The sequence below is a fragment of the Stenotrophomonas ginsengisoli genome (assembly GCF_001431485.1).
GTDB classification, from domain to species: domain Bacteria; phylum Pseudomonadota; class Gammaproteobacteria; order Xanthomonadales; family Xanthomonadaceae; genus Stenotrophomonas; species Stenotrophomonas ginsengisoli.
This window is the reverse complement of record NZ_LDJM01000033.1, coordinates 17,473-29,073: the sequence shown is the minus strand read 5'-3', so window position 1 is coordinate 29,073 and position 11,601 is coordinate 17,473. Positions and strand designations below refer to the sequence as shown.

The 11,601-nt window shown below is 61.2% G+C and carries 23 protein-coding genes; all 23 read left to right on the top strand.

Annotation, left to right across the window (positions count from 1 at the left end; genetic code table 11):
- A partial coding sequence (locus tag ABB30_RS12655) for an EF-Tu C-terminal domain-related protein (protein WP_245626505.1) occupies nt 1–426 on the top strand: 426 nt, incomplete at its 5' end.
- A 332-nt stretch (nt 427–758) separates the two neighbouring features.
- A complete protein-coding gene (gene rpsJ, locus ABB30_RS12650; RefSeq protein ID WP_057638681.1) occupies nt 759–1,070 on the top strand; it encodes a 30S ribosomal protein S10 in 312 nt (103 codons plus the stop codon).
- Nucleotides 1,071–1,081: 11 nt separating this feature from the next.
- On the top strand, nt 1,082–1,732 hold the full coding sequence (gene rplC, locus ABB30_RS12645) for a 50S ribosomal protein L3 (protein ID WP_057638680.1): 651 nt from the start codon (nt 1,082–1,084) through the stop codon (nt 1,730–1,732).
- Nucleotides 1,733–1,744: 12 nt separating this feature from the next.
- Entirely contained in the window at nt 1,745–2,350 is a 606-nt protein-coding gene (gene rplD, locus ABB30_RS12640) for a 50S ribosomal protein L4 (RefSeq protein WP_057638679.1), read from the top strand.
- Nucleotides 2,347–2,646, top strand: coding sequence for a 50S ribosomal protein L23 (gene rplW / locus ABB30_RS12635; RefSeq protein WP_057638678.1), 300 nt, complete (start codon nt 2,347–2,349; stop codon nt 2,644–2,646). The genes rplD and rplW overlap by 4 nt, the downstream gene beginning before the upstream one ends.
- 10 nt (nt 2,647–2,656) lie before the next feature.
- Entirely contained in the window at nt 2,657–3,484 is an 828-nt protein-coding gene (gene rplB, locus ABB30_RS12630) for a 50S ribosomal protein L2 (protein WP_057638677.1), read from the top strand.
- 6 nt (nt 3,485–3,490) lie between these two features.
- Nucleotides 3,491–3,757 (top strand): 30S ribosomal protein S19, encoded by a 267-nt coding sequence (gene rpsS, locus ABB30_RS12625; RefSeq protein WP_057638676.1) that lies wholly within the window; start codon nt 3,491–3,493, stop codon nt 3,755–3,757.
- Nucleotides 3,758–3,769: 12 nt separating this feature from the next.
- A complete protein-coding gene (rplV, locus tag ABB30_RS12620; protein WP_057638675.1) occupies nt 3,770–4,105 on the top strand; it encodes a 50S ribosomal protein L22 in 336 nt (111 codons plus the stop codon).
- Nucleotides 4,106–4,107: 2 nt separating this feature from the next.
- Nucleotides 4,108–4,842, top strand: a complete 735-nt coding sequence (rpsC, locus tag ABB30_RS12615) for a 30S ribosomal protein S3 (RefSeq protein WP_057638674.1) — start codon at nt 4,108–4,110, stop codon at nt 4,840–4,842.
- Nucleotides 4,843–4,847: 5 nt separating this feature from the next.
- Nucleotides 4,848–5,261 carry a 50S ribosomal protein L16 gene (gene rplP, locus ABB30_RS12610; protein ID WP_057638673.1) on the top strand — a complete coding sequence of 138 codons (414 nt, stop codon included), beginning with the start codon at nt 4,848–4,850 and terminating at the stop codon, nt 5,259–5,261.
- Nucleotides 5,261–5,446, top strand: a complete 186-nt coding sequence (gene rpmC / locus ABB30_RS12605; RefSeq protein ID WP_057638672.1) for a 50S ribosomal protein L29 — start codon at nt 5,261–5,263, stop codon at nt 5,444–5,446. Before rplP ends, rpmC begins: the two co-directional genes overlap by 1 nt.
- Nucleotides 5,447–5,457: 11 nt before the next feature.
- Nucleotides 5,458–5,724: a 30S ribosomal protein S17 gene (gene rpsQ, locus ABB30_RS12600; protein ID WP_057638671.1), complete on the top strand. Its 267-nt coding sequence runs from the start codon at nt 5,458–5,460 to the stop codon at nt 5,722–5,724.
- A 13-nt stretch (nt 5,725–5,737) separates the two neighbouring features.
- Nucleotides 5,738–6,106: a 50S ribosomal protein L14 gene (gene rplN, locus ABB30_RS12595; protein WP_014161372.1), complete on the top strand. Its 369-nt coding sequence runs from the start codon at nt 5,738–5,740 to the stop codon at nt 6,104–6,106.
- Nucleotides 6,107–6,122: 16 nt separating this feature from the next.
- Nucleotides 6,123–6,440, top strand: coding sequence for a 50S ribosomal protein L24 (rplX, locus tag ABB30_RS12590; RefSeq protein ID WP_057638670.1), 318 nt, complete (start codon nt 6,123–6,125; stop codon nt 6,438–6,440).
- Nucleotides 6,441–6,450: 10 nt separating this feature from the next.
- Nucleotides 6,451–6,993: a 50S ribosomal protein L5 gene (gene rplE / locus ABB30_RS12585; RefSeq protein ID WP_057638669.1), complete on the top strand. Its 543-nt coding sequence runs from the start codon at nt 6,451–6,453 to the stop codon at nt 6,991–6,993.
- A gap of 18 nt (nt 6,994–7,011) precedes the next feature.
- Nucleotides 7,012–7,317, top strand: coding sequence for a 30S ribosomal protein S14 (gene rpsN / locus ABB30_RS12580; protein ID WP_057638668.1), 306 nt, complete (start codon nt 7,012–7,014; stop codon nt 7,315–7,317).
- Between the two features lie 238 nt (nt 7,318–7,555).
- On the top strand, nt 7,556–7,954 hold the full coding sequence (gene rpsH, locus ABB30_RS12575) for a 30S ribosomal protein S8 (RefSeq protein ID WP_057638667.1): 399 nt from the start codon (nt 7,556–7,558) through the stop codon (nt 7,952–7,954).
- Nucleotides 7,955–7,969: 15 nt separating this feature from the next.
- Nucleotides 7,970–8,497, top strand: coding sequence for a 50S ribosomal protein L6 (gene rplF, locus ABB30_RS12570; protein ID WP_057638666.1), 528 nt, complete (start codon nt 7,970–7,972; stop codon nt 8,495–8,497).
- Nucleotides 8,498–8,530: 33 nt separating this feature from the next.
- Nucleotides 8,531–8,884: a 50S ribosomal protein L18 gene (gene rplR, locus ABB30_RS12565; RefSeq protein ID WP_057638665.1), complete on the top strand. Its 354-nt coding sequence runs from the start codon at nt 8,531–8,533 to the stop codon at nt 8,882–8,884.
- Nucleotides 8,885–9,048: 164 nt separating this feature from the next.
- On the top strand, nt 9,049–9,591 hold the full coding sequence (rpsE, locus tag ABB30_RS12560) for a 30S ribosomal protein S5 (RefSeq protein WP_057638664.1): 543 nt from the start codon (nt 9,049–9,051) through the stop codon (nt 9,589–9,591).
- A complete protein-coding gene (rpmD, locus tag ABB30_RS12555) occupies nt 9,584–9,775 on the top strand; it encodes a 50S ribosomal protein L30 (protein WP_057638663.1) in 192 nt (63 codons plus the stop codon). Before rpsE ends, rpmD begins: the two co-directional genes overlap by 8 nt.
- A 6-nt stretch (nt 9,776–9,781) precedes the next feature.
- Nucleotides 9,782–10,225: a 50S ribosomal protein L15 gene (rplO, locus tag ABB30_RS12550; RefSeq protein ID WP_057638662.1), complete on the top strand. Its 444-nt coding sequence runs from the start codon at nt 9,782–9,784 to the stop codon at nt 10,223–10,225.
- Nucleotides 10,226–10,232: 7 nt separating this feature from the next.
- A complete protein-coding gene (secY, locus tag ABB30_RS12545) occupies nt 10,233–11,579 on the top strand; it encodes a preprotein translocase subunit SecY (RefSeq protein ID WP_057638661.1) in 1,347 nt (448 codons plus the stop codon).
- Nucleotides 11,580–11,601 lie beyond the last annotated feature (22 nt).

Genomic DNA, 11,601 nt, shown 5'->3' with positions numbered 1-11,601 from the left:
ACCACCGTCACCGGCGTGGAAATGTTCCGCAAGCTGCTGGACCAGGGCCAGGCAGGCGACAACGCCGGTCTGCTGCTGCGCGGCACCAAGCGTGACGACGTCGAACGCGGCCAGGTTCTGGCCAAGCCGGGTTCGATCAAGCCGCACACCGAGTTCGTGTCCGAAGTCTACGTCCTGTCCAAGGACGAAGGCGGCCGTCACACCCCGTTCTTCAAGGGCTACCGTCCGCAGTTCTACTTCCGTACCACCGACATCACCGGCGCCATCGAGCTGCCGGAAGGTGTGGAAATGGTGATGCCGGGTGACAACGTCAAGATGACCGTCACCCTGATCAACCCGGTGGCAATGGACGAAGGCCTGCGCTTCGCCATTCGCGAAGGCGGCCGTACCGTCGGCGCCGGCGTGGTTGCCCAGATCACCAAGTAATTTGGTGTAAAATGTGCGCCCCGTTGTTCCCTGGGTAGGGCAGCGGGGTGCCAAACCGGGAAAAGAGAAACAGGATGTTTCTCGTGTTCCCCAGACATGGATAGTCGGTCGTTCATCGGGGGTCAATAGTCCGCTATTGACCTCCTTTGAGCACGTCCGATATACTCTCGCGTCTGGGCAGGCCAGTAGTCTTGGTCTGCCTTGGTTTTTGAGGTCCAGGGACTGACCTTGTCGCCGTGCCGGAGTGCGCGGCGTCTTTGTAGATGGATTAATCGTGGGGCAGGGCAACCCAGAGGCCCTGTCTGTCGCTCTTTATATTCAAGGAACCCGTCATGGCGGACCAAAAGATCCGAATTCGGCTGAAGGCGTTCGATCATCGTTTGATCGACCGTTCGGCCAGCGAGATCGTTGAGACGGCTAAGCGAACCGGCGCCCAAGTGCGTGGCCCGATTCCGCTGCCGACCAAGATCGAGCGTTACACCATCCTCGTCTCCCCGCACGTCGACAAGGACGCGCGTGACCAGTACGAGACCCGCACGCACAAGCGCGTGCTCGATATCGTTGATCCGAACGACAAGACCGTTGACGCGCTGATGAAGCTCGAACTGGCGGCCGGTGTCGACGTGCAGATCAAGTTGGCCTGAGGACTACGAGGATGACGAAGAAGTATTCGTTGGGCTTCGTGGGCCGCAAGGCTGGCATGAGCCGCGTTTTCACTGAAGATGGCCAGTCCATCCCGGTGACCCTGATCGAAGCAACCCCGAACCGCATCGCGCAGATCAAGACCGTCGAAACCGACGGCTACTCCGCCGTGCAGGTGACCGTGGGCGCCCGTCGCGCTGCCCTGGTCAACAAGCCGGAAGCTGGCCACTTTGCCAAGGCAAAGGTTGAAGCCGGTCGTGGCCTGTGGGAATTCCGCGTTGAAGACGCCAAGCTGGGCGAATTCGCCATCGGCGGCGAAATCAAGGCGGACATCTTCGAAGTTGGCCAGAAGGTCGACGTCCAGGGTGTCACCAAGGGTAAGGGCTTCCAGGGCACCATCAAGCGCCATAACTTCACCATGGGTGATGCCACCCACGGTAACTCGCTGTCGCATCGTTCGCCGGGTTCGCTCGGTCAGCGTCAGACTCCGGGTCGTGTGTTCCCGGGCAAGAAGATGTCCGGCCACATGGGTGATGTGCAGCAGAGCACCCAGAACCTGGAAGTGGTCAAGGTCGATGTCGAGCGCGGTCTGATTGCCGTGCGCGGTGCCGTCCCGGGCGCTGCTGGCGGCGACGTGATCGTCCGTCCGGCGAGCAAGGCATAAGGAGAGATGACGATGGAACTCGTTATCACGGGTAGCAACAACAAGGTCTCGGTCTCCGAAGCCGTGTTCGGCCGCGAATTCAATGGCGATCTGGTTCACCAGGTTGTCGTTGCCTACCGCAACGCCGCTCGCGCCGGTACCAAGGCACAGAAGACCCGCTCGGAAGTGGCCGGTACCACCAAGAAGTCGAAGAAGCAGAAGGGCGGTGGCGCACGTCACGGCGCTCTGACCGCTCCGATCTTCGTTGGCGGTGGCGTGACCTTCGCGGCCAAGCCGCGTTCGTTCGAGCAGAAGGTCAACCGCAAGCAGTACCGTGCAGCCGTCTGCGCGATCCTGTCCGAGCTGAACCGTCAGGGCCGCATCACCGTCGTCGAAGCTTTCGACGTCGACGCTGCCAAGACCAAGGTTCTGGCTGACAAGCTGGCTGGCCTGAACGCCGGCAAGCGTCCGCTGATCGTGACCGAAGACGCTTCGGAAGCCCTGTACCTGTCCGCTCGCAACCTGCCGTACGTGCAGGTCCGTGACGTCCAGGGTCTGGATCCGGTGTCCCTGGTCGGTGCCGATTCGGTGATCATCACCGCTGAGGCCGTCAAGAAGGTCGAGGAGTGGCTGGCATGAGCAGCAACGAAAAAATCTTCAGCGTGCTGCTCGCACCGCGGATCTCTGAAAAGACCGCGCGCCTGCAGGAACTCTCCAACCAGTACGTCTTCGAAGTCTCGACCGTAGCCACCAAGGCTGACGTCAAGGCTGCTATCGAAAAGCTGTTCGACGTCAAGGTCGAGGCTGTCAATGTGGTCAACGTGAAGGGCAAGAGCAAGAACTTCCGTAACCGCGCTGGCCGTCGTGGCGATTGGCGCAAGGCGTACGTGCGTCTGGCCGAAGGCCAGTCGATCGATGTAACGGCCAAGGCCTGAGGTACATCCGATGCCATTGATGAAATTCAAGCCCACCTCCCCCGGCCGCCGTTCGGCCGTGCGCGTGGTCACGCCGGACCTGCACAAGGGCGCTCCGTACGCTCCGTTGCTGGAAAAGCAGAGCAAGACCGGTGGTCGTAACCACCACGGTCGCACCACCACCCGTCATATCGGTGGCGGTCACAAGCAGCACTACCGCCTGATCGACTTCAAGCGCAACAAGGAAGGTATTCCGGCTCGCGTGGAACGTATCGAATACGATCCGAACCGCACTGCCCATATCGCCCTGCTGTGCTACGTCGACGGTGAGCGCCGCTACATCATCGCCCCGAAGGGCCTGAAGGCTGGTGACCAGGTCATTGCCGGTGCCAACGCACCGATCAAGACCGGCAACACCCTGCCGCTGCGCAACATCCCGGTTGGTAGCACCATCCACGCCATCGAACTGAAGCCGGGCAAGGGTGCCCAGATCGCTCGCGCCGCCGGCGCTGGCGTCCAGCTGGTCGCCCGTGAAGGCGTCTATGCCACCCTGCGTCTGCGTTCGGGTGAGATGCGCAAGGTGTCGGTCGAGTGCCGCGCCACGATCGGTGAAGTCGGCAACGACGAACACAACCTGGAAAAGCTGGGCAAGGCCGGTGCCGCTCGCTGGCGCGGTGTCAAGCCGACCGTCCGCGGTGCAGCCATGAACCCGGTTGACCACCCGCACGGTGGTGGTGAAGCCAAGGCCGGCCAGGGTAACCCGCATCCGGTCACCCCGTGGGGTGTCCCGACCAAGGGCTACAAGACGCGCCATAACAAGCGCACTCAGCAGTTCATCGTCCGCGATCGTAGGGGCTAATCGACCATGGCACGTTCACTCAAGAAGGGCCCGTTCGTCGATCACCACCTCGTCAAGAAGGTGGAGGCCGCTGCGGGTAGCAAGAAGCCGATCAAGACCTGGTCGCGCCGTTCGATGATCCTGCCGGAAATGGTAGGCATCACCATCGCCGTGCATAACGGCAAGAACCACGTTCCGGTGCTGGTCAACGAGAACATGGTCGGTCACAAGCTCGGCGAATTTGCCATCACCCGGACCTTCAAGGGTCACGGTGGTGACAAGAAGTCGAAGTAAGGAGAGATGACAATGGAAGCGAAAGCAATCCTGCGCACCGCGCGCATCTCTGCTCAGAAGGCACGTCTGGTCGCTGACCAGGTCCGTGGCCTGCCGGCCGAGCGCGCTGTCAACCTGCTGAAGTTTTCGGACAAGAAGGCTGCCCACCTGATCAAGAAGGTGGTGGAGTCGGCAATTGCCAATGCCGAAAACAACATGGGCGCCGATATCGATGCGCTGAAGGTCAAGACCATCATGGTTGATGAAGGTCCGTCCCTGAAGCGTTTCATGGCCCGCGCCAAGGGCCGCGGCACGCGCATTCTCAAGCGCACCAGCCACATCACTGTGGTCGTGGGCGAGGGTAAATAACGATGGGTCATAAAGTTCATCCGATTGGTATCCGCCTGGGTATTTCCAAGGACTGGAACTCCAAGTGGTACGCCAACAAGGCCGAGTTCGCCAGCTACCTGGCTGCTGACCTCAAGGTCCGTGAAATGCTTCGCAAGAAGCTCGCTGCTGCAGGTATCTCCAAGATCCTGATCGAGCGTCCGGCCAAGACCGCCCGCGTCACCATCCACACCGCCCGTCCGGGCGTGGTGATTGGCAAGCGCGGTGAGGACATCGAGAAGCTGCGTAAGGAAGTCAGCGACATGATGGGCGTCCCGGCGCACATCAACGTGACCGAAGTGCGCAAGCCGGAGCTGGACGCACAGCTGGTTGCCGAGTCGATTGCTCAGCAGCTGGAGCGTCGCATCATGTTCCGCCGCGCCATGAAGCGCGCTGTCGGCAACGCGATGCGCCTGGGTGCCCTGGGCATCAAGGTCAACGTCGGTGGCCGTCTGAACGGTGCAGAAATTGCCCGCTCGGAGTGGTACCGCGAAGGCCGTGTGCCGCTGCACACCCTGCGTGCTGACATCGATTACGGCACCGCTGAAGCCAGCACCACCTACGGCATCATCGGTATCAAGGTCTGGATCTACAAGGGCGAAGTCTTTGATTTCTCTCAAGTTGGCCAGGAAAAGCAGGACGACAGCCCGCGTGGCGACCGCGGTGACCGCGGCGACCGCAACGACCGTCCGTCGCGCCCGGCTCGTGAAGCGAGGTAACGACAATGTTGCAACCCAAGCGAACCAAATACCGCAAGGTACACAAGGGCCGCAATGACGGCCTGAGCTGGAGCGGCAATGCTGTCAGCTTCGGCGAATACGGCCTGAAGGCAACCGCCCATGGCCAGCTGACCGCACGTCAGATCGAAGCGGCTCGCCGTTCGATCAGCCGTTACGTCAAGCGCGGCGGCAAGATGTGGATCCGCGTGTTCCCGGACAAGCCGATCACCAAGAAGCCGATCGAAGTCCGTATGGGCTCCGGTAAGGGTAATGTGGAGTACTGGGTCGCCCAGATCCAGCCCGGCCGCATGATTTATGAAGTTGAGGGCGTTTCTGAGGAAGTGGCACGCGAGGCGTTCCGCCTGGCCGCTGCCAAGCTCTCGGTCACCACCACTTTCGTAACCCGGACGGTGCGCTGATGGATATCAAACAACTCCGCGAGAAGTCGGCTGCCGACCTCAAGGCCCACCTGATCGACCTGCGTAAGGAGCAGTTTGCTCTGCGTATGCAGCAGGTCACTGGCCAGCTGCCGAAGACCCATGAAACCCGCCGGGTGCGCCGCGAGATTGCTCGCGTCAAGACCCTGCTCGGCAGCACCAAGTAAGGATTGCCGCGATGAGCGAAATCGATAACAAGACGCTGAAGACGGTCGAAGGCCGTGTTGTCAGCAACAAGATGGACAAGACGGTCACCGTGTTGGTGGAGCGCCAGGTCAAGCACGCCCTGTACGGCAAGTACATCAAGCGTTCGACCAAGCTGCACGCTCACGACGCCGACAACGCCTGCAAGGAAGGCGATGTCGTGCTGCTGACCGAGATTGCTCCGATGTCCAAGACCAAGAACTGGCGCGTGGTGGAAGTCATCACCCGTGCGGCTGAATAAGGAGGCCTGACTCATGATCCAGATGCAGAGCTACCTCGACGCCGCTGACAATTCCGGCGCCAAGGAACTGATGTGCATCAAGGTGCTGGGCGGCTCGAAGCGCCGTTACGCCGGCATCGGTGACATCATCAAGGTCACCGTCAAGGATGCAATCCCGCGCGGTAAGGTCAAGAAGGGTGAAGTGTATGACGCCGTCGTGGTGCGTACCCGCAAGGGTGTGCGTCGCGCCGACGGCTCGCTGATCCGCTTCGACGGCAATGCCGCGGTCCTGCTCAACAACAAGCAAGAGCCGATCGGCACCCGCATCTTCGGGCCGGTGACCCGTGAACTTCGTTCCGAGAAGTTCATGAAGATCGTCTCGCTCGCTCCCGAAGTTCTGTGAGCGCTAGGAGATAATCATGGCTAACCGTATCAAGAAGGGCGACCAGGTTGTCGTCAACGCCGGCAAGGACAAGGGCAAGCAGGGCGAAATCGTTCGCGTCGACGGCGACCGCGTGGTCGTCGCTGGCCTGAACATCGTCAAGCGCCACACCAAGCCGAACCCGCAGGCAGGTGTTGCCGGCGGCGTGGTCGAGCGTGAGGCTTCGATCCATATCTCCAACGTGGCAATCGTCAACCCGGCTTCGGGCAAGGGCGAGCGCGTTGGCTTCAAGGTGCTGGAGGATGGACGCAAGATTCGTGTGTTCCGCTCCAGCGGTGAGGCGCTCGACGCCTGAGGATGATTGAATGACTTCCCGTCTCGAAAAGATTTATAAGGAAGAAGTGGTACCGGCGCTGATGAAGCAGTTCGGTTACACCAATCCGATGGAAGTGCCGAAGCTGGTCAAGATCACCCTGAACATGGGTGTTGGCGAAGCAGCGACCAACAAGAAGATCCTGGAAAATGCCGTCGCCGACATGACCAAGATCTGTGGTCAGAAGCCGGTCGTGACCAAGTCGCGCATCTCGGTGGCTTCGTTCAAGATCCGTGATGGCTGGCCGATCGGCTGCAAGGTCACCTTGCGTCGCGGCACCATGTACGAATTCCTGGACCGTCTGATCACCATCTCGCTGCCGCGAGTGCGTGACTTCCGTGGCGTGTCCGGTCGTTCGTTCGATGGCCGTGGCAACTTCAACATGGGTGTGAAGGAACAGATCATCTTCCCGGAAATCGACTTCGACGCCGTCGATGCGATTCGTGGTATGGACATTGCCATCACCACCACCGCGAAGACCGATGCAGAAGCCAAGGCTCTGCTGGCTGCCTTCAAGTTCCCGTTCCGTAACTGATTCGTCGAGGATACCGAAATGGCAAAGACCTCTATGGTCAACCGCGACATCAAGCGGAAGAAGCTGGCTGAAAAGTTCGCTGCCAAGCGCGCTGAGCTGAAGAAGATCATCTCCAGCACCACCGCTTCGTACGAAGACAAGATCACCGCTGCAGAAAAGCTGTCCAAGCTGCCGCGTGACTCGTCGCCGTCCCGTCAGACCACCCGTTGCGCTATGTCGGGTCGTCCGCGTGCGGTCTACAGCAAGTTCGGCCTGGGCCGCAACAAGCTGCGCGAAGCCACCATGCGTGGTGACGTGCCGGGCCTGCGCAAGGCCAGCTGGTAAGCAACATCCCCCTGTGCGCCGGCCACGGTCGGCAAACAGGGCAGGGGAGAGGGGCCTGGTGCCCCTCGAACCTGAAAGTTTTTCAAAGAGCCCGGGGCAACCCGGGCTCTTTTGTCGTATACTCCCGCGTCTTGCCCGTTTCACGACGTGAGCACGGGTGTTGCAAGGGGCCTGGCCCAATCCCAGGAGACAACGGATTTTCGCGAAAGCGGATATCGGTGCACTCAAAGGTAAGCACATGAGCATGACTGATCCCATCGCCGACCTGCTGGTCCGCATCAAGAATGCGGCCGCGGTTGGCAAGAAGACGGTGAAGGCCCCGGCCTCCAAGATCAAGCTGGCGATTGCCCAGGTCCTGAAGGACGAGGGTTACATCACCGACGTGACCGTCACCAAGCTGGAAAACAACAAGGCCGAGCTGGAAATCACCCTGAAGTACTTCGAGGGCAAGCCGGTTATCGAAACCCTGAAGCGCTTCTCGCGTTCGGGCCTGCGTCAGTACCGCGGCAAGAGCGATCTGCCGAAGGTCATGAACGGTCTGGGTATCGCCATCATCTCCACCTCCAAGGGCATCATGACTGATGCGCAGGCGCGCCAGCAGGGCGTCGGCGGTGAAGTCCTGTGCTTCGTGGCCTAAGGGAGTAATCGAATAATGTCCCGTGTAGCCAAGAAGCCGGTTGCCCTGTCCAAGGGCGTTGAACTGACCGTTGCCCCGGAACTGATCACCGTCAAGGGCCCGAAGGGCACCCTGTCCGTGCCGAAGTCCGCTGGTATTGAAGTCGTCGTCGAAGACGGCGTTGCCACCCTGAAGACCGAGAATGCCGAACTGGTTGCCCTGACCGGCACCATCCGCGCCATCCTGTCCAACATGGTCAAGGGCGTTACCGAAGGCTTCGAAAAGAAGCTGGAGCTGGTCGGCGTGGGTTACCGCGCTGCCATGCAGGGCAAGGACCTGAACCTGTCGCTGGGCTTCTCCCATCCGGTGGTGTTCGTTGCTCCGGAAGGCGTGACCCTGTCGACCCCGACCCAGACCGAAATTCTGGTCCAGGGCGCTGACAAGCAGGCCGTCGGTGAAGCTGCCGCCAAGATCCGCGGCTACCGTCCGCCGGAGCCCTACAAGGGCAAGGGTGTGAAGTACGCCGGTGAAGTCATCATTCGCAAGGAAGCCAAGAAGGCCTAATCACTAGGGCTTCAGCTTTCGAGGACAAAGAAAATGAACAAGAACACCGCCCGCCTGCGTCGCGCCAAGTCGACCCGTGCACACATCCGCAACCTGGGTGTGGCTCGTCTGTCGGTCCTGCGCACCGGCCAGCACCTGTACGCACAGGTCTTCACCGCCGACGGCTCCAAGGTGCTGGCTGCTGCCAACACCACCCAGACCGACGTTGCCGAAGGCCTGAAGAACGGCAAGAACATCGAAGCCGCTGCCAAGGTTGGCAAGCTGGTTGCCGAGCGCGCCCTGGCCGCTGGCGTGACCAAGATTGCATTCGACCGTTCCGGTTACCGCTTCCACGGCCGCATCAAGGCCCTGGCTGAAGCGGCCCGCGAAGCCGGCCTGCAGTTCTGATTGAAGCAAGGCGCGGCGCATTGCGTCGCGCCTTGTCCTGCCTGCCGGTACGGGTTGTACCGGGCGCCCCGCCTCTTGTGCAGGTGGCTGCGCAACAACGCTGTAACCCACAACTACAAGCGGCGCTGGACGCCGTACATAATTCAACTCACTAGGAAATTCTCATGGCAGAAGAACGTCAGTCGCGGGGTCGCGATCGCGATCGAAACCGCGAAGAAAAGATCGATGACGGCATGATTGAAAAGCTGGTCGCGGTCAACCGCGTCAGCAAGACCGTCAAGGGTGGTCGCCAGTTCACCTTCACCGCCCTGACCGTGGTCGGCGACGGCGAAGGCAAGGTCGGTTTCGGTTACGGCAAGGCACGTGAAGTGCCGGTCGCCATCCAGAAGTCGATGGAGCAGGCCCGCAAGAACATGGTCAGCGTCGAGCTGAACAATGGCACCCTGTTCCACACCGTGAAGTCGGGCCATGGCGCTGCTCGCGTGTTCATGCAGCCGGCTTCGGAAGGTACCGGTGTCATCGCCGGCGGCGCCATGCGCGCTGTGCTGGAAGCGGTTGGCGTGAAGAACGTGCTGGCCAAGGCCACCGGTTCGCGCAACCCGATCAACCTGGTCCGTGCAACCCTGAAGGGTCTGTCCGAAGCCCAGTCGCCGGCCCGTATTGCTGCCAAGCGCGGCAAGAAGGTGGAGGATCTGATCCATGGCTAATGACAACGTCAAGACCGTCACCGTCCGTCTGGTCGGTGGTCTGCGTGGCACCCAGTCCCGTCACCGCCTGTCGGTGAAGGCTCTGGGCCTGAACAAGCTCAACTCGGTTCGTACCTTGAAGGACAGCCCGCAGGTTCGCGGTCTGATCAACAAGGTGTCCTACCTGGTTAAGGTCGAGGAGTAATTGACCATGACTATGCGTCTCAATGACCTGGCTCCGGCCGCCGGTGCCCGCACCGAGCGTACCCGCGTCGGCCGTGGTATCGGTTCGGGCCTGGGCAAGACCTGCGGCCGCGGCCACAAGGGCTCCTTCGCTCGCAAGGGCGGCGGCAAGATCAAGGCCGGCTTCGAAGGCGGCCAGACCCCGATGCAGCGTCGTCTGCCGAAGATCGGCTTCCGTTCGCCGATCGCCAAGCTGACCGCTGAAGTGCTGACCTACCAGCTGGACAAGCTGGAAGCCGGTGAGATCACCTTCGCCACCTTGCGCGCTGCCGGCCTGGTGCCGTCTACCGCCAAGAAGGCCAAGCTGGTCATCAAGGGCGACCTGACCAAGGCATTCGTGCTGAAGGGTATTGCTGCCACGGCTGGTGCCAAGGCTGCTATCGAAGCTGCCGGCGGCAGCATTCAGGAGTAAGTGAGACATGGCGCAAGCTGGCATTGGTAACCTCGGCGGCTCTGGCAAGTTCACCGAACTTCGTCAGCGTCTGTTGTTTGTCATCGGGGCATTGATCGTCTACCGCATCGGCTGCTACATCCCGGTGCCTGGCGTGAATCCCGATGCCATGCTTGCGCTCATGCAGCAGCAGGGCGGCATCGTTGACATGTTCAACATGTTCAGCGGTGGCGCTCTTGCTCGCTTGAGTATCTTTGCGTTGAACGTGATGCCGTACATCTCGGCATCGATCGTGATGCAGCTGGCCGTGCACATCTTCCCGACGCTGAAGGCGTTGCAGAAGGAAGGTGAGTCCGGTCGCCGCAAGATCACCCAGTACTCGCGCATCGGCGCGGTGCTGCTGGCGATCGTGCAGGGCGGTTCGATCGCCCTGGCCCTGCAGGGTCAGTCCTCCGGCGGCGTGCCGGTGGTCTACAACCCGGGCCCGATGTTCGTCTTCACCGCTGTTGTGGCCCTGACTGCCGGCACCATGTTCCTGATGTGGGTGGGTGAGCAGGTGACCGAGCGCGGCATCGGCAACGGTGTTTCCCTGATCATTTTTGCCGGTATCGTCGCCGGCCTGCCGGCTGCGGTTATCCAGACCCTGGGTGCCTTCCGCAACGGCGACATGAGCTTCATCTCGCTGCTGATCATCACCCTGGTGGTGCTGGCCTTCACCTACCTGGTGGTGTTCGTCGAGCGCGGCCAGCGTCGCATTACGATCAACTACGCCCGTCGTCAGGGTGGTCGCAATGCGTACATGAACCAGACCTCGTTCCTGCCGCTGAAGCTGAACATGGCAGGCGTGATCCCGGCCATCTTCGCCTCCTCGATCCTGGCCTTCCCGGGCACCGTGGCCCTGTGGTCCGGCCAGGCGGCCGAAGCCAACTGGCTGCAGAAGATCGCCAATGCGCTGGCCCCGGGCGAGCCGCTGCACATGATCGTGTTCGGTGCGCTGATTGCCGGCTTCGCCTTCTTCTACACCGCCCTGGTGTTCAACAGCCAGGAAACCGCGGACAACCTGAAGAAGCAGGGCGCCCTGATTCCGGGCATCCGTCCGGGCAAGGCCACCGCTGATTACATCGATGGCGTGCTGACCCGCCTGACCGCTGCCGGCGCGATCTACCTGATCATCGTCTGCCTGCTGCCGGAAATGCTGCGTGCCCAGCTGGGTACCTCGTTCTACTTCGGTGGCACCTCGCTGTTGATCGTGGTGGTGGTGGTGATGGACTTCATCGCCCAGCTCCAGGCCCACCTGATGAGCCACCAGTACGAGAGCCTGCTGAAAAAGGCCAACCTGAAGGGCGGCAATCGCGGCGGTTTCGCTCGCGGCTAAACGCTGCTACAATTTCGTCTTC